The organism is Anabaena cylindrica UHCC 0172 (genome assembly GCF_034931625.1).
GTDB classification, from domain to species: domain Bacteria; phylum Cyanobacteriota; class Cyanobacteriia; order Cyanobacteriales; family Nostocaceae; genus Anabaena; species Anabaena cylindrica_A.
Window position 1 is genome coordinate 135,892 of sequence record NZ_JAYGGY010000001.1, and the last position, 24,986, is coordinate 160,877.

At 39.0% G+C, this 24,986-nt stretch carries 13 protein-coding genes; 3 read left to right on the top strand and 10 right to left on the bottom strand.

Annotation, left to right across the window (positions count from 1 at the left end):
- The first annotated feature begins 160 nt into the window (after window positions 1–160).
- Window positions 161–1,234: a class II fructose-bisphosphate aldolase gene (gene fba, locus VB713_RS00625; RefSeq protein ID WP_015217327.1), complete on the top strand. Its 1,074-nt coding sequence runs from the start codon at window positions 161–163 to the stop codon at window positions 1,232–1,234.
- 102 nt (window positions 1,235–1,336) lie between these two features.
- Here the strand turns inward: fba and VB713_RS28190 are convergent, their stop codons facing one another.
- The 5 genes from VB713_RS28190 to infC all read right to left on the bottom strand — a co-directional run bounded on the left by VB713_RS28190 (window position 1,337) and on the right by infC (window position 8,772).
- Complete coding sequence (locus tag VB713_RS28190) at window positions 1,337–1,498, bottom strand: PEP-CTERM sorting domain-containing protein (RefSeq protein WP_416242396.1); 162 nt, start codon at window positions 1,496–1,498, stop codon at window positions 1,337–1,339.
- A gap of 196 nt (window positions 1,499–1,694) precedes the next feature.
- Window positions 1,695–2,510: a carbon-nitrogen hydrolase family protein gene (locus VB713_RS00635; RefSeq protein ID WP_323309648.1), complete on the bottom strand. Its 816-nt coding sequence runs from the start codon at window positions 2,508–2,510 to the stop codon at window positions 1,695–1,697.
- 799 nt (window positions 2,511–3,309) lie between these two features.
- Window positions 3,310–4,869, bottom strand: coding sequence for a sodium:proton antiporter (locus tag VB713_RS00640; RefSeq protein ID WP_323309649.1), 1,560 nt, complete (start codon window positions 4,867–4,869; stop codon window positions 3,310–3,312).
- A 108-nt stretch (window positions 4,870–4,977) separates the two neighbouring features.
- Window positions 4,978–8,007, bottom strand: a complete 3,030-nt coding sequence (locus VB713_RS00645; RefSeq protein WP_323309650.1) for an MFS transporter — start codon at window positions 8,005–8,007, stop codon at window positions 4,978–4,980.
- Window positions 8,008–8,238: 231 nt separating this feature from the next.
- A complete protein-coding gene (infC, locus tag VB713_RS00650) occupies window positions 8,239–8,772 on the bottom strand; it encodes a translation initiation factor IF-3 (RefSeq protein ID WP_015213272.1) in 534 nt (177 codons plus the stop codon).
- 366 nt (window positions 8,773–9,138) lie between these two features.
- Here infC and VB713_RS00655 point away from each other — a divergent pair, with 366 nt between their 5' ends.
- On the top strand, window positions 9,139–10,113 hold the full coding sequence (locus VB713_RS00655; RefSeq protein ID WP_323309651.1) for an alpha/beta fold hydrolase: 975 nt from the start codon (window positions 9,139–9,141) through the stop codon (window positions 10,111–10,113).
- A 23-nt stretch (window positions 10,114–10,136) separates the two neighbouring features.
- Here the strand turns inward: VB713_RS00655 and VB713_RS00660 are convergent, their stop codons facing one another.
- Complete coding sequence (locus VB713_RS00660; protein WP_323309652.1) at window positions 10,137–10,490, bottom strand: phospholipid-binding protein; 354 nt, start codon at window positions 10,488–10,490, stop codon at window positions 10,137–10,139.
- A gap of 266 nt (window positions 10,491–10,756) precedes the next feature.
- Here VB713_RS00660 and ilvN point away from each other — a divergent pair, with 266 nt between their 5' ends.
- Window positions 10,757–11,275, top strand: a complete 519-nt coding sequence (gene ilvN / locus VB713_RS00665; protein WP_323309653.1) for an acetolactate synthase small subunit — start codon at window positions 10,757–10,759, stop codon at window positions 11,273–11,275.
- 83 nt (window positions 11,276–11,358) lie between these two features.
- Here the strand turns inward: ilvN and VB713_RS00670 are convergent, their stop codons facing one another.
- The 4 genes from VB713_RS00670 to VB713_RS00685 all read right to left on the bottom strand — a co-directional run bounded on the left by VB713_RS00670 (window position 11,359) and on the right by VB713_RS00685 (window position 24,647).
- The gene (locus VB713_RS00670; protein WP_323309654.1) at window positions 11,359–13,503 is read right to left on the bottom strand and encodes a pentapeptide repeat-containing protein; all 2,145 of its coding nucleotides are present in this window, start codon (window positions 13,501–13,503) and stop codon (window positions 11,359–11,361) included.
- 92 nt (window positions 13,504–13,595) lie between these two features.
- A complete protein-coding gene (locus VB713_RS00675; protein WP_323309655.1) occupies window positions 13,596–14,597 on the bottom strand; it encodes a zinc-dependent alcohol dehydrogenase family protein in 1,002 nt (333 codons plus the stop codon).
- 95 nt (window positions 14,598–14,692) lie between these two features.
- Window positions 14,693–15,727, bottom strand: a complete 1,035-nt coding sequence (locus tag VB713_RS00680) for a phytanoyl-CoA dioxygenase family protein (protein ID WP_323309656.1) — start codon at window positions 15,725–15,727, stop codon at window positions 14,693–14,695.
- Window positions 15,687–24,647 (bottom strand): non-ribosomal peptide synthetase, encoded by an 8,961-nt coding sequence (locus VB713_RS00685; RefSeq protein WP_323309657.1) that lies wholly within the window; start codon window positions 24,645–24,647, stop codon window positions 15,687–15,689. The genes VB713_RS00680 and VB713_RS00685 overlap by 41 nt, the downstream gene beginning before the upstream one ends.
- Window positions 24,648–24,986 lie beyond the last annotated feature (339 nt).

Here is a 24,986-nt window from a genome sequence, read left to right on the forward strand (position 1 = left end):
TATAGTACAGGGGTAAACTTTTTCAACATAAACACCCGCTATTAGTTATAATTTCCTATAATGTGAAAAAATTCTTAAGATTAGCGTAAAAATTACATTAAGATAAATATTACGCTTCTATTAAACTGACTGGCTGATACTCAAATTAGGAGGATTATATATGGCGCTTGTACCAATGCGGTTGCTTTTGGATCACGCTGCTGAAAACGGTTACGGCATACCAGCTTTTAACGTTAACAACTTAGAGCAGATTCAGGCAATCATGAAAGCGGCGGCTGAGACAGATAGTCCCGTAATTCTACAAGCTTCTCGCGGCGCTCGTAATTATGCCGGAGAAAACTTTCTACGCCACCTGATTTTGGCAGCAGTAGAAACCTATCCTGAGATTCCCATTGTCATGCACCAAGATCATGGTAATGCTCCTTCTACCTGCTACTCAGCAATCAAGAACAACTTCACCAGCGTGATGATGGATGGTTCGTTGGAAGCTGATGCTAAGACACCTGCAAGCTTTGAGTACAACGTTAAAGTTACCAGCGAAGTTGTCAACGTAGCTCACTCATTGGGTGTCAGTGTTGAAGGTGAACTCGGTTGTTTAGGTTCTCTAGAAACCGGTGCAGGTGAAGCGGAAGATGGTCATGGTTTTGAAGGTACACTAGACCATTCTCAACTGTTAACCGACCCCGATGAAGCTGTTAGCTTTGTAGAAGCAACCCAAGTAGATGCTTTAGCTGTGGCTATCGGAACCAGCCACGGTGCTTACAAATTTACCCGTAAACCAACTGGGGAAATTTTGGCTATCAGCCGCATCGAAGAAATTCACCGTCGTCTGCCTAACACCCACTTGGTAATGCATGGTTCTTCTTCTGTACCTGAAGATTTACTTGCACTTATTAACCAATATGGTGGTGCAATTCCTGAAACCTACGGTGTACCCGTAGAAGAAATTCAAAAAGGTATCAAGAGTGGTGTACGTAAGGTAAATATCGACACCGACAATCGTCTAGCTATCACTGCTGCTGTCCGTGAAGCTTTGGCAGCTAATCCTAAGGAATTTGATCCTCGTCACTTCCTCAAGCCTTCCATCAAATATATGCAGAAGGTTTGTTCAGATCGCTATCAAGAATTTGGTACTGCTGGTAACGCCAGTAAGATTAAGCAAGTTTCTTTAGAAGATTTTGCTGCTAAATATGCTAAGGGCGAATTGGTAATGAGAGCGGCTGCTAAAGTGTAATTTTTATCAGCAATAAATAGGGTATGGCGATGCTATACCCCTATATCAATAAACCGGGTGGCTTTAAAGTTTCCCGGTTTTTTGTTTTGGCTTCCGTGGAAGTTAGAAAAGTTTAGTTTTGTTGTTTTTCTTAATCATTGATCCTACACCAATTGTAGCCAATGCAAACAAACCTAATACAGAAGTAGGTTCTGGAACTGAAGTTTGTGGCCCTGTTGATGGTAGTGATGCAGAACCAAATATTTGACCGGAAGTACCCGTCACATTTTGATTAAATGTACCTAATCCTGTTGTTGCATTAATAACTATCTGCTTCCTATCAGAAGTGTAGCCATATAAAGTTCCATTGTCATCAAAAGCTAGACCATAAACAGAACTAAAACCAATATCACCAATCTTGCCAATTACTTATTAGCGGGCTTTTCCGCCCGCACCACAAAGCCTTTGTTAGATCCAGTGTCTAAAACACGCGATGTTGTAAAGATGGCATTTGCCGACGCACTTGTTCTAATCTGGTAGGTTTGATTTCTGCGATCGCAACTCCTGGTTTATCTCCTGCATCTGCTAAAATTACTCCCCAAGGGTCGATAATCATCGCATGACCGTGGGTTTGACGGCGGGCGTAGTTAGTGCCAGTTTGGGCGGGAGCAATGACGTAACAGGTGTTTTCAATCGCTCTGGCTTGCAGTAATACTTGCCAATGGTCTTTACCTGTAAAAGCCGTAAAAGCCGCAGGAACAAAAACAACATCCGCTCCCTTGTCTGCTAGATGTCGATACAATTCCGGGAAGCGGACATCATAGCAAATAGAAAGTCCTAGATTACCCAAGTTTTCGGAAAAATGGACTGGGGGTAAAGCTTTACCAGCCATAACAGTACTAGATTCTTGATAGGTGTTACCATCAGGAACATTGACATCAAATAAATGTGCCTTGTGGTAACGGGCCAGTTCTTGACCATTGGGGTTAATGAGTAAAGCTGTGTTATGGACTTTGCCTGTGCCATCTTCTACAGGTACAGGAAAGCCGCCGCCGAGAATAGTAACTTGAAAGCGCTGCGCCATTTTGATTAGAAATGTTTCCGTTGCTTGAGCAAGAGCATTTGCTTGGGCAAGTTTGTCTTTTTCTTCTCCCATAAAAGAGAAATTTTCTGGCAACCCTACCAATTCTGCACCCTGACGCACGGCCAAATCAATTAATTCCTCTGCCTGTGTCAAGTTTTTCTGTAGATCAGGCACACTGGTCATTTGAATAGCGGCGGCTAAATAAGACTTCATAGATTCAAAAACAAACAGTGGATTTGTATGGGATAGACTCTCAAATATATCGTTACTTCGAGATTGGTGGAATCTACTATACCCCAGACTGAGAGAGGATATAAAGAGAATAGTTAACTAAACTGAATTTAACTTTCTTGACTTGGCATAATCTTGCTTAAGTAGGGTTTGCTGATAGCGTAGCGTGGCGTAAGCCATAAAAGTCTTTTCGTTAGGGCTAGGAGTCAGGAGTCAGGAGGAAGAAGGAAGAAGGAAGAAGGAAGAAGGAAGTAAGAATAGTCTTGAATCTGGTCAAGTGATAGGTTTTTGGTATTTTCAACGCTTATTCTTTGCACCTGATTCACCTTTCTAACCTTCAAACTCTTGATATATCTAAGTTTTAGATTTATATGCCTAACGGTACGCTCCGCGAACAGCAAGCCCTACGTATAAATACTTCATTACCTGATTTATACTGCCTACGGTTCAGATAGCACTTAGAAGCGTTCATGGTAGTGAAAAGAGACAAACCAAAGTTTCTAGCTATTATTGGGTTTATTCAGCAAGCCCTACTTACAGAGGCAAGATGATTGCCATTCTTCCTCAAGAGTGGTCTGTTTTTTAAAACTTTACCTTCACAGATTTATCCCAAATTAACACACCTTGAAGGAGCTAGTGGTCTGTCAAGCTAAAAATTGTGAGTTTGAAGGAAAATAGAGAGCCTATTAACTATAAAGTTCATCCACAAATAGAAATTGGACAGACCACTAGTCCTATACTATTGTTATTTTATCAAGAGTTGTTTGTCGGTTTAAACTGCCTAATCTTTTCCTCCCTGTAAAACATTTTGTAGCATTGGTGCAAGTTCTTTATTTAACCTTCCAGACCGTACAAATTCGGCATAAGTATTTGCCTCAATTGCCAGTAATTCTTCCCGAAATTGTTCAGTAGAAAATTCCCTGAGATTAGGATACTCATTTTGTAATTGATCAATTTCACCTTGTAAATCATCAATTTCACCTTTGATTAGTGCTTCTTGATAACGGTAAAATTCGGGTTCAATTCCCGGACGTTGGTCTGCTTGGAGATGTTGCAGAACTCGCTCTAAAGCTACATTCCGAGCAGATAACTCTAAATATTGCTCACGTAGGCCAGCATCACCCAATAAATTCAATTTTTGTAATAAAGGTTTGATGGTTAATCCCTGAGCTAATAAAGTAAACAAAACTACGCCAAATACAGTAGCGATGATTTTATCTCGTTCTGGCAGAATTGTCGGTACACTTAAAGCCAGGGCAATGGAAACAGAACCACGTAAACCTCCCCACCAAAGGATTGTTTGCTCAGGTAAGGAAATTTCTGATTTAGTAATATTAGCGCTAACAAAGCTCAGAATATAAATTGCTAATGCCCGCATGATAATCATAGCTAGGACTGTGACAAAAATGATTTCCATGTTTTCGCCTAAACTAGCAAAGCGAATTTGATCACCAATCAATAAAAAGACAATTGAGTTGACAAAGAAAGCCAAAAATTCCCAAAATTCAGAAACAATAATCCGAGTCCGGGGATTCATGCCGATACGAGAACCAAAGTTACCTAAAATTAAACCTGTGGTGACAACTCCAATTACTCCAGAACCACCTAAATCTTCAATAATTAAGTAAGTTCCATAAGCGGAAACTAATGTTAATGACTGTTCCACCATTGGTAAATCGAAGCGTTGGGTAAGGTAGGAGATACCAAAGCCGATTAAACTACCAACTGCTACACCGATACCGACGACTGTAATTAACTCGATTAAAATTGGTTGAAATCCTAATTGGACTTTTCCTAGGGGTAGGGCTACCAAAAAACCAAAAGCGACTACAGCCATACCATCGTTGAATAGGCTTTCCCCTTCCATCAGGGTGACAAGACGCTTACCTACTCCTAGTTCTCGAAATAATGCAGTTACAGACACTGGATCAGTAGCCGATAAACTTGCACCGATGAGCAAAGCTGTGGTGAGGGAAAGTCCAGCGAGTTGATTGAGGCCGATAGCTACACCAAAAATAGAAATGACTACTCCGAAGACTGCATATAAACAAATTGGGAAAAAATCTTCCTTTAGTTCCTTCCAGTGCAAATTCCAAGCGGCTTCAAATAAAAGTGGTGGTAAGAAAATGAACAAAATCAAGCCGGGAGAAAGGGTGACAAGACGGACATCAGCGATCGCTAAACCCAATCCGACAATTACCAATAGTAATGTATAAGGTATTTGGCGAAACCAACTAAATATCTGCGGTAAAGTCGCCACACTTAATGAGACTGAAAGTACCAAAAGAAATTGCTTGAGATTGGCTGCAATAATCTGCTCACCTATTTCTGATTCAATCATCGTAATAAAAATAGAGTAATTTTTGTACTCAGTTTAAGTGGGAACAGGAAAACAATCTATGTAATTTTGTCGGGGTAGTTATGCCACAAAAGACTCCTGACTCCTAACTCAGTCATCAGATTCTATTTTGTATTCCTGAACTCCATCTTGATATTTTGCTATCAACTCTTTCACTTGAGTCACCACCAGTGGGTGTGGATCTGTTTGCAAGTGGGGGAGAATTTCTTGGAGAACACGTCGGGAAACTACGCTCAAGTATGAAATTACCGCTTCTCTGACAAAGCCTGTAGGATGGCGCAAATTAGCCAAAATTACCGTAGTTGTGAGTCGGATATAAGCAGCTTGGGAAAAATGAAAACAGCAGGCTAAACACCAGTCAGAAAGCAAATGACCATTGATTAGCAGCTTATAAAGGCGCTCAGAGACTGAAATATTTTCATATTGCCAAAATCCCGCATCAACAAGATACTTAAGCTTTTCTGCTTCTGGTCGTCGATCTAAAATGTTCAACAATAGGGATTTACAAGGCAAATTGACCGTGTGATCGAGGATTTCTAAACCCCGTGCTAAATTGACTAATGACTGAGATTGGAGGTTGAAAGCTGCGGCTTGCATCTTTTCCGCAGGGTAAAGCAGCTTCAATAACAGTAATAACCTATCTTTGACATCTAATTCTAATTCTAAGAGTGCGCGTTGCAGCAACTTACCGATGGTCAATAGTCGTTCATTTCCTTGATAATTTTCCAGAGAGTCTAGTGTTTGGAAGTCTAAATAAGCGGCATAAATATCCCCAAGAAATCGTATTTCTTGCTCAACTAAAGATTCGACGCGACTTTCATAGAACTGATCTATAGCACTGATTTTTCCTGGTTGTTGGTGAATTTTTAGTAAGCTGCGGAGGATATAGTCTCTATTAGTACCCCAGGATGTTTCTAAATGTAGCCATAAAGTTTCTATGGCTTCGAGGGTACCAATTTGAGCAATAGTACGCCAAGCGTACATTCGCACTACTTCCGGTTTGTAAATATTGGTAGCTAGTTTTAACAACATCGGGATTGCTTCATTTTCCATGCTCACTAGGCACTGCATGGCTGTATTCCGAGTTGATTTGTAATAGAGTGCTGCTAAGAGTGTGGGATAGTACTCTTCTAAACGAGTAGCAGTAATCATTTCTAATACTGCACAGCGTACCCGTAATGAGTCATCTTGCAATAAGTTGGGGATATGAATCCGCAGTGCCTGTAAATAGATTGCTTCTCTGAGCGCTCGGACTCCATTTACCCGTTCTCTTTCTTGTTTATGAGTTAGCATCAGGCGCATAGTTTTAGTAGCTGCCAGCTTTTGCATAGGGGTTCCTTGACGCAAAAGCAAAGCTGCGGCTGTGGCGCGGATAAGTGCATGGTGTTTTGGTTGCAGGTAGTCTTCTAATAGGCTTAAATCAGGATTGACTCCAGCCAGCCAAACGTAACGCATCGCTAGAGCGAACACTTCAGGATCAACTGTTGCTTGGGGTTGATCTAACAAGAAACGAACATCAGGAACATAGAGAGGATTTGCACCTGCCAGAAGCATGATTTCTAGACTTTGGGCTTGTAAATCTGGGGGTAACTTAACTAGTAATGGTGCTAAAACTTCTCCTGATCCTGGCAGATCAATTTGGGTTAAAAGTTCCAAACAAGAGCTTTTATCGGCTGTACTACCTTTTTCGACTAAAGCTTTGACTATTCCCTGTTTGAAGGCTCGCAAGCCCACGGTGGCAGCACTTAGTCCACCTCGTTCTGCACTTAAGACTAATACGTCAACATAGCGCGATCGCAATTCCCAGACTACTTTTAAACAGGTGGCAGCGACAATCACTGTTTCGCCGATTAATACCCACTTTTGTAGTGGTTGAGGGATATATTTTTGTGAGATAAATATGGTTCCAAAAATCACTAATCCTGTGACACCAGATGCGATCGCTTCGGCTGTGCCACTTGATAAGGCCTGCATCCGGCTCCGAATCCGCTCAGGAATCGGTTGGTAAAGTGCCGGACCGCTACTAATCACAAAGGTATAACGCAGCAGTTCATCACAGAATTTGAGACTAATTAAACCCCAGAAAAATCCAGGCTGTTCAATGGCTGGAAATAAGTTCAGCAGGGAGATGATCCCTGGTAATAAAAAGCCGACGGTAATTGGTAAGAGTGCAGCCGTGAAAAACACACCCACTTTTTCAATCAATCGGCTAGAAATAAACCACTGGGTAACTAATTCACATAGTCCCACAATGCCACCAAACACACCCAAGAAGCCGGCAAGTTCTTGCTGACTTAAATTGGAATTGAGTTCGCGCAGATACTGAAAATCTATTAACAAGCCAATGACTTGCAGCAGGGCAAAAAAGGCAAATAACTGCCAAACATAGCGTTTCAGTGGAGTTTCTAGGCGGCGGTGTCGAGAAGCTTGTTCTTCGGTAATATGCCGTTGTGGGGTGTGGGGGAAAGAGGTGGGATATTTATAAGTTAAATAAAATAAAATTCCTGAGCCTAAGAGAATGACAATACAAGCGATGAGAATGACAGTATTGAGGTCGGCGAATTTGAGTAACCAAGGTAAACTAAAGCCACTAATTACATCGGCCACTAATATGCCACTACTAACTAATGGGTAAGTCCGCTTAATTTCCCGAATGTTGAATAGTTGATTAGCGACGATAGAGGTGTTAAGGTCATTGACCACGTAACAGGCATCTACCCATAACCTGAGCAGAAAGATGATAATTACTGCCAAATAGGGCATATGTATGCCCCAACGCAAGGCTACTAATAATAATAAAGGCATAACCATGCCCGGTGCGATCGCCACAATCACCGACCGCAACGGGAAAACCTTTTGTAACCAAGAATATAAAACCACCAACCCAGCCCCTGTGACTGCACTAGCGATATAAATCCAGGGGAGTTTTCCCGCACCATATTCATCTAAAAACATGGCCACCGTACTATCTTCAGCCCACCGCAATCCTACAGATACAATGGTGTAGAAGGCAAACATCATCCAAGTGCGTTCAACTTCCTCAGGTCGGAGATTTACCCACTTCAACAATCTTGCCAGAGCGCCTCTATTGGTAGTCAACCAATGATTTTTAACTTCCATGCAGTTTTAATTTCTGGGGTAATCACAGCGCAACAGCCAAGTAATCAGGATAACAGTTACTGAATAGCAAAAGTCCTGAACATCTGAGTATTATCTTTCCCACTCAGCTGTCAGGACTATCGTTTTTAGATAAATTTACAGGGCGGGAACTGGGGACTGGTTGAACTTATCCTAATTTTTCACCATCTTGGTATCTATTAGAACTCCCACCCCCTCTATCCATTCTTGAGCTTACTTCTTGGGTGAGATCAGCATCATCATATTTCGCCCTTCTTTTTTTGGCGCTTGCTGTACTTCACCTAAGGCATCCAGGTCGGTTGCCATACGCTTAAGTAAAGTCTCCGCTAAGTCACTGTGTTGAATTTCTCGACCCCGGAACATCACAGTGGCTTTGACTTTATCACCATCTTTGAGAAAGCGTTCTGCTTGCTTAACGCGCACCAGATAGTCGTGTTCTTCTATCTTGTAGCGCATCTTCACTTCCTTCACGTCAGCCGTGTGCTGCTTCTTCCGGGCTTCCCGCGCCTTTTTTTCCTGCTCAAATTTATATTTCCCATAGTCCATGATTCGACATACAGGCGGATCAGCTTTGTCACTGAGTAGCACCAAATCTAGCTCTTTGTCTTCTGCTAGTTGCAGCGCTTCCTGCGGTGGCATAATACCCAGTTGGGCACCATCAGTGTCAATGACCCGAATTTTCGGGAAGCGAATCCGTTCGTTAATTTGGGGCAGATCGCGAGTTCTTTTTTTCTCAATCACAGGCATTATGATTTTTGGGAGCTCTTTAGTTAAGGATTTGGATTGGTCTTGATTTACTTAGTTTTATTTAGTATGCCCAAGTAGGCAAAGTTCGGGAATGACTCAAAACTGAAAAAATGAGTCTCTATATTTATGGTAGCTAATCCATACAATAGTTGCATATTCTGTTGTATTTGTTATTCTACTCACTTTGATATAAATTCCCTACAATAGTTAATCTAAATTACACAATTTTGGCTAAAATTAACTATTATTACAATCATTCGTCAACATCTTGACATTCGATGCGATTAACACATATTGGTCACAGGCAAGTTAAATATACAAGTAATTATAACTAATTTAACACATAAAAATAACTTGGAGGCATATGTGACCACTACAGTATCTTGGCAGCAACGAGTTGGTAATCAAAGGGATTGGGTTTGGCGAGGTTGGCAAATCCGCTATACTTATATACGCGCTAAATCCAGCTTAGTCCAGGCAGGCAAAGAGAAAAAAGACTTATCTGAAACAAATCTTATCCTTAGTCAAAACCATCAAAGCATACCTTTGATGCTGTTGCACGGCTTTGGAGCTTCCATTGGTCATTGGCGACACAATTTAGAGTTTTTGGGAGAATATCATACCGTTTATGCTTTAGATATGCTGGGTTTTGGCGCTTCAGAAAAAGCCCCAGTTAATTACAGCGTCAAACTTTGGGTAGAACAAGTTTATGATTTTTGGAAATCATTTATCCGCCAACCAGTAATATTAGTAGGCAATTCGATTGGTTCGCTAATTGCCTTAGTTGCTGCTGCTGCCCATCCTGATATGGTCAAGGGTATAGTGATGATGAGTTTGCCAGATCCGACTTTGGAATTAGAACTCCTTCCCGTTTTTTTACACCCAGTTGTGAGAGGAATTAAAAATATTATTGCTTCTCCTCTACTCCTCAAACCTCTTTTTAACCTGATCCGGCGGCCAAGTGTGCTACGGCGCTGGGCTGGTCTTGCTTATGCTAATCCAGGAGCTATCACGGATGAACTCATAGACATTTTAGCAGGGCCTCCTCAAGACAGGGGTTCCACCCGTGCTTTTATTGCCCTCTTCAAAGCTTCAATCGGCATAAATTTTAGCCCCAGTGTCAAGAAAATCTTACCAAACTTAACAATTCCGATGTTATTGATTTGGGGAAAAAAAGATCTTTTTGTTCCCCCTATCTTGGCTAGTGAATTTGCTCGCTATAACGAGAAATTAGAACTGCTACATTTAGAAAATGTGGGTCACTGTCCCCAAGATGAATCTCCAGAACAAGTGAACCAATTAATTTTGGATTGGATTGAGCGAAACTGGGTTGAGTGTTGAGCGCTAGATAAAATATTCTTAAACTAGCCAATCTCTACTTGAGTAGTATCTACAGATGTGCTGCCATTGACAGAATTAGCCACAGCCATCATCTTATTCAGAATATCCTGACTGGGAACTTTACCTTTTAGCACCACATTACTTCCCGTCTGAGCAACCCAAAGGGTGTTAACATCATCAAGCTGAGGATCTTCATCAAAAGCTAATGCTACCCGTTTAGCTAAACCACTTTGGTCATATTCTCCGTTCAATCCTAGTCGTTCTGGAGGGATGGTTTGAGTTGCTGTAGCCGCAGCTTGTGGTACTGGTTGCGGAGTGGGATTTACTTGTGCATTTTCCGGCTTTTCCATGCTAAAAAGTCTTTTTAGCCAACTCATAAATACTTCTCTCCTATTTTGTTTAGGGTTTTACATTAGACGAGTATAGAAGTTTAATATCAAAATAGCATCTACCGTTGATAGGATATGTACTCAAGACAATTTTGAGTTAAGAGTATGATTTTTGCCTAACTTTTATCTCAGGATGCAAAAAATACGTTACAATGAGAGATTAGACCGAAAATTCAGTGTGGTAGTAAGTCTAGCGCAGCCATGAGTTCAGGTCTGCGTTAATCTCATGCTCCCCTAGCCTAATTGTTGGCGAAATGAAACATACTCTTTCCGTTCTTGTAGAAGATGAAGCGGGGGTTCTCTCCCGTATTTCCAGTTTATTTGCTCGTCGTGGCTTTAATATTGAAAGCCTTGCTGTTGGCCCTGCTGAACAGGGAGGTGTGTCCCGAATTACAATGGTTGTACCTGGAGACGATCGCGTAATTGAGCAACTCACCAAACAATTATACAAGTTAGTTAATGTCCTCAAAGTACAGGATATTACTGAAACTCCTTGTGTAGAGAGAGAATTGATGCTTTTGAAAGTGAATGCCACTAGCAGCAGTCGCGCAGAAGTAATTGAAATATCTCAGATTTTCCGATCTAGGGTTGTGGATGTAGCGGAAGATTCTCTGACTTTGGAAGTTGTGGGAGATCCTGGTAAGATGGTAGCGATCGTCCAGGTGTTGCAAAAATTTGGTCTCAGAGAAATAGCCCGTACTGGTAAAATTTCTCTACCTCGTGAATCCGGTGTCAATACTGAATTGCTGAAGTCTTTGGAAGCAAAGGTTTAGCTGTCAATGCTACAATCAGCCTCACGCAAAGGCGTAAAGGTTTTTTATGTCTTTGCGTCTTGTTGCAAAAATTATTCGAGAAATTATTTTAAATAAATTAGCAAATTTAATCCCGGAATTGTGCGGGAAAGAGTCCACAAAACTAAGGTGATGTAAAGTAAACCTAAACTCCATTGATACCAAGCTAGTGAGGCAATAATTCCAGGCAGGTGTTCGTCTCTCAAGCGAATGTCATTAAATCCTAACCGCACTAGATTATTCAGACTAAAGTCATAGTAGTTAAGCCAATTCCAACGCCGATTCCATAATAAAGGCATATATCTTTCTCGAAATGTCGGATTTCTGGGTATTACTGGTAAACGTCCGATTAACAATCTTAATTGTCGTAAAGTACCATCTTCTGTGAAGTAAGAAACATCCATCAAGTCGTGATAACGTCCTTGTCGATAAATTTGGCATGATAAAGTCAAGGAGATTGGAACAATCAGAATAAAAAGACATCCTAATGTGAGTAAAGGTTGTTGGGTATTACGAAAAATAGCTAATAAGCTTAAGAACGTTAAACAGCTAAAACTAGTCAGGATGGAAATAGTTTCGTAATATGAAGGAATAATGGGTATAGGACGCAGCCGACGGTAACGGTCTATTAGCCAAAATAGTAACCCAAAATATGCGATCGCAACTCCCCCCACACCAAATACTAGCCAGAAGTTTGTCCCATAGCCACTCAGCAACAGCAGTACACTCAATAACAACCAGTTAAAAGCTTGAATTAGCCACATACTCAGGGACAAGGGTTCACTTGCAACCAAGCGATCGCTTAACTTATCATAGGTATCTAAATCAATATCTGCTAAAGTTAATAACTCACTACCATTGCGAAACACTTTGATCTCACGTCGTTCTCTAATTGCTTGCGCTTGAGTGGGAGAAAGACCCAAATTAATTAAACTAGAGATAGAAGCATTATTAATATTTATAGCTACTAAATTATGACTTAATTCTATTAATTTTAGTCGTTGTTTTAGATATTCTAACTGATTAGCATCAGCAACTTGTTGCTGTTGACGGAAATTTTGTCCCAAATTTCGTAAAATGTTTTGATTACCTTGTAATGTCGGCACAGAAAATTTATTACCAATTTCACCAGGATTTCCTAAAATTTTTGCTTGATTAGAATTGAAATTCAATCCAGGTATATTTAAAAATGCTCCATTACCAAATCTCACATCGCTAAAATCAGCTTGATTAAGAATGCTTGCACCATGAAAATTTACAGCTTGGTTAAATTGGGTTTCTCTAAAAATGATATCTTTTTCAAAACTTGCCTCTTTAAAAAAAACAAACTGATTAAAATTGGCTTTATTAAATTGTGCTGAACTTACGAAGCTAACACCAGAAAAATCAGCATCTTCTTGCCATAAACTATTATTAAATTTAACTAACTGTTTAAACTTTGCTTGATTAAAATTAGCATTTTTAACAAAGAAATCACCTTGAAAATCAACAGATTCTTGAAATTTAGCTTTCCGGAAATTAGCTTTATCAAAAAAAATACTACCTTGAAAATTGCTGGCTTGGATAAAAGAAGCAGCATCAAAACTTACAGGACGACCAAATCTAGTTTCATTCCAGTTAGTAGCCTTGAAAAAAGTTGCATTTTCAGCATCTATAGACTGAAGAAAAAATGTATGCGGAAATTGTACTTCACCATTAAAGCGAGTTTCCACCAAAGTCAAAGCACCACGAAAAACAGCAATTTCGCTGGCAGTAGTTGATAGAGTTCCTAAAAGTGATTTACAGTCTTTAGAATTAGGGAAAGCTATGGATAATGATTGCAAACATACCAAACGGAGACGTTCTAATTGTTCTTGTTCTATCGCTGTAAAAATTGGTGCTATAGCTTGTGCGTAGAGAGGTGTTCTTAAACCCAAGTCGCTACCGATAAAATCCCCTTGTACTAAAGAATAACTTAAATCTAAACCTAACGGTTTTGTCCCAGTCTTTTGTAGTTCTTTTCGCACTAACTTATAAAAACTATCCCGGAAACTGGAATTTTCTGGTCGTAAATCAATTACCATTTCCCGTAAATCTACTGTTAAATTACCTTCTCGGAGTGTCGGTGTCTTTAGTCGTTCTTGTAATAGTTCCAGAGTTAAAGGAGTGCGTTCTGATTGCGCTGCAAAAGCTGGGAGAGGAAAAATGAGTAAAACGCAGAGTAACGCCAAGGTAAGCGCAGAGTAACACAGAGAAAATTTATGAATTCCTGCGTTTAATATTTGTGAGGTGCTGCGGTTAAAAAACAGATTATGCAAGTTTTCTAGTTATCGCTAATTAGTAAAACAATTTTACCTGTTATAGCGCCATTTTCTAGCAATTGATGAGCTTTTGCTGCTTGTTGTAAAGGGAATTGATGGGTAACTTCAATTTTTAACTTATTTTCATCTATCCAATTAGCACATTGTTGAAGAATTTCACCATGATGTTGCAGACCTTCGACATTTTCTAACATCATTGGTGTTAACATTAATTCTAAGCTAATGCGAAGATTTCTGTTTCTGGCCACTTTCCAAACTGTGTTGGAGTTAGGTTCGAGAATGGTGACGATATCACCATAAATTCGCACTGCGGGAAAAGTTTGATCAAAAATTTCACCCCCAATAGTGTCAAAAGCTAAGTCTACACCTTCACCATTTGTCCAATCTAAGGTAGCTTGCACAAAGTCTGTTTGTTTGTAAAAAATTACTTTATCAGCACCAAATTGGGTAACTAAATTCGCCTTTTCTTGAGAACTAACCGTAGTGACGACATCTGCACCTTTGAGTTTAGCTAGTTGAATTGCTACATGACCGACACCACCAGCACCCCCATGAATTAAAACTTTGTCTCCTGGTTGTAGTCTTCCCCGTTCATATAAAGCTTCCCAAGCGGTGATTAATACTAGAGGTGCTGCTGCTGCTGCTGCGAAGGAAATAGATTTGGGCTTATGAGCTACAAATCGTTCATCAACGGTGGTATATTCTGCATAATTACCCTGATTTGCACCTAAGCCACCATAGCAAAAATATATTTCATCTCCAGGGACAAATTTCTGGACTTCAGTACCGACAGCTTCGACAATACCTGCACCATCACACCCCAGGATAGCAGGCATTTTGTCAGGGTAAAATGTGCCTCGTTTTCGCAGTTTCGTATCTAAGGGATTAACACCTGCTGCTATTAAGCGGACTAAAAGTTCTCTATTTCCCGGTGCAGGTTTGGGTATATCTTGCAGTTGTAGAACTTCGGGGTTTCCTGCTGCTGTCATTAAGACTGCTTTCACGGCTTTTCTCCTAAATAAAAATGCACCTCTTTTGCAACTTTAGCTTAATTAGGTAGTTAGGATTAAATTAATTTAAAAAATCAGATGAGCAGATATTATTTGCTAAAAATAGGTTGATTAGATTCTATACCCTGTTGTCCGAATTTAGATACATTGGCCATGCTTTTTTCTGTCAATGGCTCAACTGGCTGATAATCTTTACTAACAAGAAAATCTGGTCGAGAATTAATAACTGGTAAAGGAATGTTTTCTATACTGTTATAAGTAATAATTACAGTATTTCTCCCAAAAGGTGAAATATTATTTGCTGAAGCATGAACAAGGTTACTATTAAAAAATAGTATAGAACCTGCTGGAGCTTTTATAGAATAAATTTCATATTTCGCGACTAAATCAGAAATTAATTCTTGGCTCAGAGTATATTTCAGATTAGCACTAAAACTTGATAACCATGCAGGAGTATCACTAGAATTATTAGCATTCTCTTGTGTTGCTTTCAGATTTTTAACTGTAATATCAATTAACCCTTCTTTATGAGAACCAGGAATTACAAATAGTGGTCCGTTAAATTCATTCATATCATCTAATAACATCATGGCATTAGTGACTTGTGGCTTTTGCATTCCATCTTCTTTATGCCAAAAAATGTAATCTTGATGCCATTTCCAAATATCACCCTCAAAAGGAGCTTTAATATTAATTTTGAATTGATATATATATACTTTACTGCCAACTATTTGCATAGCAGGTTCAACAATAAATGGATGCCGTGATAAGTGATTAAAAACTTTATTTGTGGTATGCGTTCCATGCAGTGATCGCACAGTTTTACCATTTCCTTCAAAAACTGTGGTGGGTGAACTTTTTACAGCTAAACCAGGTAATTCTGCTTTCATAATTTCCACTTCTTGACGAGGAAAACATTCTGGCAATAAAACGAAGCCTTGATCCTGATAATTTGCAAACTGCTCTGTTGTGAGATGCATAATCAAGTTTTGTATAAATGCGCCATTAAAGGTTAACTCTTCTAAAGTTTTAAAGTCATTGTGATAAATACTTAAATTTACATTCAGTAAATTCTTCGTAAACTTACTTACTTGAAGATATAAAAGAAGGGTGAAGAAATCCATTTTGTATAAAATATGTAAGGTATGTGTTGATTAACTCAGCATCTATTGGTACAGAAGTGATAGAACTATCAGAAATGGCATCAATGGTATTTCGACAATCAAAATCAGGTGTGTTTTGATATATTTCCCATGCAGTTAACCCTTCATATACCTTTTCAGTTAATAGAGGTAAAAGCGGAAACAAAGCATTTTCTTGTGAGTGTCGTGCTTGATTAATTAATCTTTGTGTCCATTCAGAAAATGGTAATTTTTCGAGTTTATATCCATAGGCAGATACCAACTCAAATAATTGAATTAAATCAACATTCTGTGATGGTAAAGATACTATATGAAATGCTTTACCTAAAGATTTATGTTTTCTGGATAAATGAACAATAGCTTTGCTGGCGTAATCAATAGTAATCAACTCTTGTTTTTGATTGACTAATTCTGGAAAACTGCCAACTTGAATGCAACCTTTAATCAGTCGGGAAATGTAGTCATTTGTATTAGTTACTCCAGTCTGTTCTTGACCCATTAAAAATCCCAATCTAATGACTGTTATCGGGATACCTCTAGATTTAGCAATCCAGATCAGTTTCTCAGCTACCCATTTACTTTGTGTATAGCCAATATCATGATAAAGATAAGGTTCACTCTTATCAATATCGTCGTCTTCATACAGGGTTTTTGTTCCTGTCAAACAGGCAATTGTACTAAAAACTGCTGCTGTGGAAATGTAGTGTACAGGCTTGAGTTGATGCAAACAGGCTAATTTGAGAATTTCTTGAGTACCCAAAACATTTGCGGCTTTAATAAAGGAGTAAGGTTTAGAAAAATTGACTTGCGCTCCACTATGATAAATTACATCAATCCGCTTTGCTAATTCATCAAATTTCTCTACAGAAATACCTAAACGGGGTTGAGATAATTCTCCGACAACGGGGATAATTCTAGAGCTTTGATTTTCATCCCAAATTTGATATTTTTCTAAGGTTTCTTTTAGTCTTTGGGAACCTTCACTTTCATCCTTAGCTCGCACATGGCAATATATTGTAGCTTGGGTTTGTTGGAGCAATTCATGGATTAAAAACGCCCCTAAAAAGCCTGTTGCACCAGTTAAAAAAACATTGTTTGGTTGGCTGATATCTTTAGTAAGTTCTCCTTGGGGATAGATACTAGAATCAAGTTGAGCCTCAGCTTGGAAATTAACAGTAGTGTGGAGAATCGGACTGTCTGTTTGTTGTAATTGGTCAATTACTTGGCTTAATTCTTCTACAGTTTGTTGTTCAAAAATGCATCTCACAGGAAGTTCTACTTGGAAAGTTTCCCGGACATACATCATTAACTGTGCTGCTAACAGAGAATTACCACCAAGTTCAAAGAAATTATCTTGAATACCGACATTATCAATACCCAGTACCTGAACCCAGATACCAACCATTTGTTCCTCAGTAGAATTACGTGGTGTGATTAATGATGCCGCTTGATTGCTTCTAACTTGATCAGGAGTAGGTAATAACCGTCTATCTAACTTACCATTAGGTGTGAGTGGTAACTTTTCTAGGCAAACAAAAGCAGTAGGGATCATGTACTCTGGCAGCTTTTGTTCGAGAAAATGCCGGAGTTCGGATACTAATTGACGGTTAAACTTGCTTTGCAGAGGTTGATTAGCGTAGGAATGCCAAGGTTTAATAGTAACGGGAGCCTGAGAGTATGCGATCGCGAAGCTAACCGTTCGCGTAGCGTTCCGCAGGAAAGGTATCGCTCTCATGTTGCGATGTTTAAACACAACTTGATAACAGTCAGGCAGATCAGACCAGATCATATCCACCTCATAAGGTAAATCACGGCTTAAATTCCATATTTCTTCAGGATCAATACCTGTTTGGGGGAGTTGCTCTAAATGCCAGCGAATCTCCGCGACGGTGGGAAAATTATCTGACTGATTCAACAATTCTAAAGTCGTAACTTCCTCAATTACCCTCGCATTGGGTACATTTTTAATTCCTAGAATTTCTGGATGAGTTGCTGACAGCAAATCACGCACCGAGGACAGAGTTAACTCTTGTTTTTGCCAGTCCAACCAATGAATATCTACAAAATTATCTGTACTTGTGCCAATATTTAAAATCACATCATAGCGAAACTTGGTGAGTTCATTCTGATACTGACCATGTTTAACTTGAATCTGCACATTGCTAATTTTGGGGAAATGCTGTTGTAATGCTTGGAAAAATTCTGGATCAATTACTAATTCTTCTTCTTGGTTAAGACGTTGACGAATTCGTTCTTGTAGCTGAACTGTAGAGAGAGAATTTGATGCTTGATACAATGCTATGGAAGCATGATAAGCTTCCAGTAAGGATAAACTTCGTACATCACCGATAAAAATTGATCCACCGGGTTTGATAGCATTAACACATCCTGTTAAAACAGCTAATAGATAGTCAATACTAGGGAAATATTGAATTACCGAATTGATAATTACCGTATCAAAACTATCAGCTTCAATACCCTCAAAATTATCAGCCGTTCTTTGTAATAAATTCAGTTGTGGCCAATCTTGTCCTGACATTCGCAACTGTTGAATTTGTCGCAGTGCTTCCGGTGCAAAATCTGTACCCCAATATTTACTACAGCGGTCGATAATTCTGCTTAACAACAACCCTGTGCCACAACCAATTTCTAATACTTGAGTAGGTTGTAAAGAGAGAATACTAGTAACGGTACAATCTACCCACTCTTGCATTTCTTCAGTGGGAATTGGTAAACCAGTATAGCTACTATTCCAACCAATAATATTAAAGACTCGATCTTGTTCTTCTTTGGTTTGTTTGTAAGTTTGGTCGTAGAGAGTTTGCCATTGAGAAAGGTGTTCAGTTTGCCATTCTGCGGATAATTCTGGAGTGTGATTATCTTGGGAATTCTGGACAACATAAGCTACTAAACGTTTTTGTCCTGGTGTATCTTCCCTATCTATAACTAACCCTGTTTTTACTGCTGGATGTTGTGTAAGTACGGTTTCAATTTCTCCTAATTCAATTCTAAAACCGCGAATTTTTACTTGATAGTCAATGCGACTGAGATATTCAATATTTCCATCTGGTAGATAGCGAACTAAGTCCCCAGTTTTATATATTCGTTGAGATGTTAAATATGGACTAGGAATAAATCTCTCTTCCGTTAAATCAGGACGATTAATATAGCCTCGTGCTAAACCAGCACCACCAATATAGAGTTCTCCTGGTACACCTACAGGAACAGGTTGCAATTGAGAATCAAGAACATAGAATTGAGTATTGGCCATTGGCCGACCAATCAGTATAGCTTTGTCAGATTCTACCTTGTATGTTGCTGACCAGATAGTAGTCTCAGTGGGTCCATAGACATTCCATAAAGTAGAACATCGCTGTTGCAATTGACTAGCTAATTGTTTTGGTAAAGCTTCCCCACCACACAATATTTTCAGGTTATTACTACCTTGCCAACCTGCATCTAAAAGTAATTGCCAAGTAGCTGGAGTGGCTTGCATGATGGTGATATTGTGATTAGTTAATTTGGCTATTAATTCCTTCCCGTCAAAGGTTTCTTCTCGACTAACTAATACTAAACGCGCACCGAGAGTCAGGGGTAAGAAAATTTCTAAAACTGCAATATCAAAAGATAAAGTAGTTACAGAAAGGAGTCTATCTTCCTCTGTCAGTTGTAGATGATTTCCCATGAAGTGGAGGAAATTAACTACAGATCGGTGCATAATTTGTACACCTTTTGGTTTTCCTGTAGAACCAGAGGTGTAGATGACATAGGCTAAATTATCAGGATTAACACTAACTTCTAGGTTATCTGTGCTTTGTGTGGCGATATGATCCCAATCTCGATCTAAACAGACAATCTGCGCTTGGTTTTCTGGCAATTGTGCTAATAATTTTGATTGAGTTAGTAGTACAGATAATTGAGAATCTGATAGAACTAAGGATAAACGTTGTTGGGGATAGGCTGGATCTAGAGGTACATAAGCCCCACCTGCTTTGAGAACTGCTAGTAGAGCTATAATCATTTCTAGCGATCGCTCTACACAAATCCCTACTAGTACTTCTGCACCTACACCTAAACTTTGTAAATAATGGGCTAATTGATTAGCTTGAGCATTCAACTCACCATACGTTAGTTGCTGTTCTCCAAATATCACCGCTACAGCATCAGGTGTTTTCTCTGCTTGTGCGGCAAATAGTTGATGAATGCAAGTGTGTTTAGGATAATCGGTTTGGGTTTGATTCCATTCCACTAATAACTTTTGACGTTCACCATCTGTTAATAGCGGCAAATCTGAAATTTTTGCGTCGGGATTAGCAACAATACCTGTAAGTAAGGTCTGATAATTTTCTCCTATACGAGCAATAGTAGTCGCATCAAATAGGTCGGTACTGTACTCAAACCAGCCGTTAATACCCTCTGGCGTTTCAAATAGTTCTAAAAAGAGATCGAATTTAGAAGTGCCATTGTGTACCAAACTGTGGTTAATAGTCAGTCCTTCCAATTCCAGAGCTTGCATGGGTACATTTTGCAGAGCAAAGCAGATTTGAAATAAAGGATGACGGCTCAAATCGCGCTCTGGTTCTAGTTCTTCCACCAACTTCTCGAAGGGTAAGTCTTGATGGGCATAAGCTTCCAAGGTTACTTCTCTTACTTGCTGTAACAACTGACGGAAACTAGGAGCATCAGCAAGATTGGCACGTAATACTAAGGTGTTGACAAAAAAGCCAATTAAGCTCTCAATTTCTTGACGGTGACGGTTAGCAATCAGTGAACCAACTACAATATCTTCACTGTTTGTATAGCGGGAAAGCAGGGTTTGGAAGGCTGCCAACAGAGTCATAAATAATGTGACTCCTGACTGCTGACTGAATTGAGATAGTTCCTGACTCAGCGATTTTGGCAATGCAAAAGGTTGACGAGAACCCCGATAAGTTTGCATTGCGGGTCGAGTTCTGTCAGTTGGTAACTGTAAAATGGGCAAATCTGCTAACTGTTTTTTCCAGTATTCTACTTGCTTTGATAAAACTGTTCCTTGCAACCATTGTCGTTGCCAAATTGCAAAGTCTGCATACTGTATAGTGAGTTCGGATAGGGGAGAAGGTTGACTGTTGCTAAAAGCTTGATAGATATCTGTCAGTTCTTGGAACAACACACCGACAGACCAACCATCAAACACAATATGATGGATGCTCAATAGCAGTTCAGACTCTTTTTCATCCAACTGTAACAAGGTGGTTCGTAATAAGGGTCCGTAGTTGAGATTAAAAGGCTGTTGGAATTCTGCAATTCTTAACCGTTGGATTTCTTTCTCTTTCTCTGCTGAAGATAGAGATTCCAAATTGACTAGATGTAGAGGAATCGTCAGAGAATCAGCAATAATTTGTCTAGGCTGTCCATTGACAGAAGTAAAAGTAGTGCGTAAAACTTCATGTCGGCGAATAATTTCGTTGATGCTTTGTTCTAAAGCTGTCAAATTTAATTGTCCAAACAACCGAAAAGTTTGGGGAAAGTTATAAAAAGGATGATCTGGCAGCATCTGTTCGAGAAACCATAACCGCTGCTGGGCAAAGGAAAGAGATAAGTCTTGATTATTTAATCTTGGTGTGATGGCTTGATCTAAAGATTCTCGATTTGTCCCCAGTTCTGTCTCAAGACTTTCAGCTAAACTTGCCACAGTAGGGGCATCGAATAACCTTCGTAATGGTAAATCTAACTTGTAGCTATCCCGAACACGAGAAATTACCTGAGTCGCTAATAGTGAATGTCCGCCAATTTCAAAGAAGTTATCATGGACACTAATCTGCTCTAATTTCAGAACTTCTGTCCAAATTTTTGCGATCGCTTCCTCAACTGCTGTACGAGGTAAGATAAAATCCGCTTCCAGATTCCTCTTACTCAAATCAGGTGCTGGTAATCCCCGACGATCTATTTTCCCATTTGGTGTTAGTGGCAGTGCATCTAATCCCACGAAATAGGAGGGAATCATATAATCTGGGAGTTTCTGTTTCAGATAATTCCGCAAATTTGCACTGATTTGGCTTTGTGATTCTACACCCAAATTAGAAACAACATAAGCAACTAAATATCTATTTCCAGGGACATCTTCCCGCGCGATAACTGCGGTTTCGCGTACATCACAATGCTGTAACAGTGTGGATTCAATTTCTCCCAATTCCACCCGGAAACCACGAATTTTTACCTGTTGGTCTATCCTACCCAGATATTCAATATTTCCATCTGGTAAATAACAAGCCAAGTCACCAGTTTTATAAATACGAAGATTATCTATTCCTACACTAACTTCCAGTTCTTTACCTCCTGCCTCCTGCCTCCTGCCTTCTGCCTTCTTAGTAATAAACCTTTCCGCAGTTAGATCAGGACGATTCAGATAACCTCTAGCTAAACTATCCCCACCAATATATAGTTCTCCTGGCACACCGATAGGAACAGGCTGTAATTCAGAATCGAGTAGATAAATTTGAGTATTAGCAATAGGACGACCAATGGATGGATAAGTCGGCCAAAAATCAGGGTCTTGCCCTAATGTCAACGCCGTGACTACATGGGTTTCCGATGGGCCATAGTGATTGTGAAATGAACATTGTGGCAGAGATTTGAATAATTTTGCGATCGCTGGAGTAATTTGCAGTTGCTCACCAGTTGTAGTAACTTCTTGTAAGCTGGTAAATAATTGCCATTGCGATATCGCTATTTCTGCAATTTGCTGTAGCACCACAACAGGGAGGGTAGCTTTGGCAATCTTTTGTGTGTGAATAAAGTCAGCTAAGGCTGTAGTATCCAAACGCAAATTTTCAGAAACTAAGAATAAAGTTCCCCCGGAAAACCAAGTTGCAAACATCTCGTGAAAACTGACATCAAAGCTTAAGGAGGCAAATTGTAAGGTGTTTACCCCCGTTAACAGTGAGTTAAGATGCCATTGCAGGAGATTAACTAAGGGACGGTGAGCTAAACAAATGCCTTTGGGTTTACCTGTAGAACCAGAAGTGTAGATGACATAAGCCAAATTTTCGGCTGTGACTGCGCTGGCGGGATTTTCCTGACTGTATGCGTCTATTTTGTCCCAGTCAGTGTCTAGGCAAATTGTCTGCGATGTATGTTCAGGAAGTCGCTGGAGGAGATGTTGTTGAGTGAGTAAGATGGAGACATGAGTATCCTCGATCATGTAGGCTAAACGTTCCTGGGGATAGGCTGGGTCCATTGGTACATAAGCCCCACCAGCTTTGAGAATTGCCAAAACTGCGATCGTCATATCCAATGTTCTCTCTACACAAATCCCCACCAGCACGTCTGGTTTCACACCTAACTCTTGCAGATAATGTGCTAACTGATTAGCTCGCTGATTTAACTCTCGGTAAGTAAGTGAAGATTGTTCCTGTTTCTTTGCTTCTTTAAAAACTACTGCTACTGCATCTGGAACTAATTCTAACTGTTCTGCAAATAGTTGATGAATACACTTATTTTCATCATATTTTTTATTGGTATCATTCCAAAGTTTTATTTCTTTTTGCTCAGACTCTATTAATATATTTAGCTGCGAAAAATACTCACATCCTTTAATAATTTGATTAGCTATAAATAGTAATCTTTCTAAAAAATTTATATATTCAAAATACTTTTCGTTATAAAAAATCTCAATATCTAAAGTATCATCAAAATCGTTAACAACAAGATGAATTTCATTTTCAGCAAAAGAATTATGAACAGTTAGTTTTGTATTTTTATCAGCCAGATTAATATTAAGAAGACTGAAATTATAGAAGTTATAGAAAAATTTCAACTGTTCATTTTTTAAAGATTTTCGTTGTAAAAGCACCGAAATATTCTGTTTATTTTCTAGATTTCGGCGATAACTACTTATATATGATAAATAATTAAATATATTTGACTCTTTATCAATAATGTCTTGAGGTACAACAACAGGAACTACTTGGTAAATACAACCTAAAACATCAAGTAATTGCTCATCTCTTTTGCCAATAATATCATAAAACACGAAATCTGCTGGAGCTTGTAAATATTTGCTTAAATAAATACCATAAACAGCCCTAAAAAATGCCGGGACACTGAATTTATTTAACTGACAATATTTTTTGATCTCCGCTAGTTCATCCCCAGCAATGTGGATTTTGTTTGATTTAGCTTGATTTTGTTTTTTGACTACTACATGAGGTGTAACAGGAATAACTTTATTTAAAGCTTTCGTCCAATAATCTTGAATTTCTGGAGTATCAAATTGACTACGATTACCTTCAACAAAATCATGAAAACAATTAGCATCAAACTCTAGAGTAGTCTTACCAGCTTTTAACTCTAGATAAAGTTTTCCCACTCTTTCAAAGAAAATTTTACCAGAATAAGCATCAAAAAGAATGTGAGGCGCACCTAAAATAGCAGTATATTCACCTTGATAATTTTTGATTAAAAGATTTTTAAATAAATTTCCTGCCTGTAATTCTATTTTTATTTTAATCTTTTTTTGGACAAGTTCCTCTAAAGTAATCAAATCATTTTCATTTAACTCTATGAATTCAAAATCAATCTGAGTATTTTTATCTACAAACTGAAAAGGTTCACCCTTATAACAAACAAATCTAGTTTTAATATTATCATCTTTCTGGCATACTATTTTAACTGCTTTTTCCCAGATAAATCTATCTAAATTTTGTGGTAAATTTACCGATAACCCTAAACTAAAAACCGTGCTATCTGGATGAAGTATATGATCCAGATATAAATCTCTTTGTGTGGTAGTTAAGCGTGAAATTTTTCCAATTTTTGCAGATTCATAAGGCTCATCTAGTGCTGTTCCTGAGATTATAGCCATAAACACTTCCGAAACTGAGATATCAGAAACATCTGCATCTAGAAAATTATTAACCATGACTATGACTCCATTTAAAATTGTTTACTTTACTTACAGGAATTAAGCAGCTAAGTAAGTCAGCGTTAAAAATTGTCGTTATGAAAAGGCAGGAGACAGAAAGGAAGAGGCTTTTGAGCAACTTTCTTATTAAATACTTCTGTCTTTTTGCGCCTTTCTACTTAGATTAGCATATGAGTAGGTAACTTCAAATGCCAAAAATATGTTGATACTAACCAATTTGTATATAGCGTTTCCTAATCACATGAGGTATGTCATAGCCCCTCCTCGCTTGCGGGTTGGGGTCTGACAGGTGTAGGTTTTTAATTTAGGTGTGAGTTGACACTCTCAAACACAATT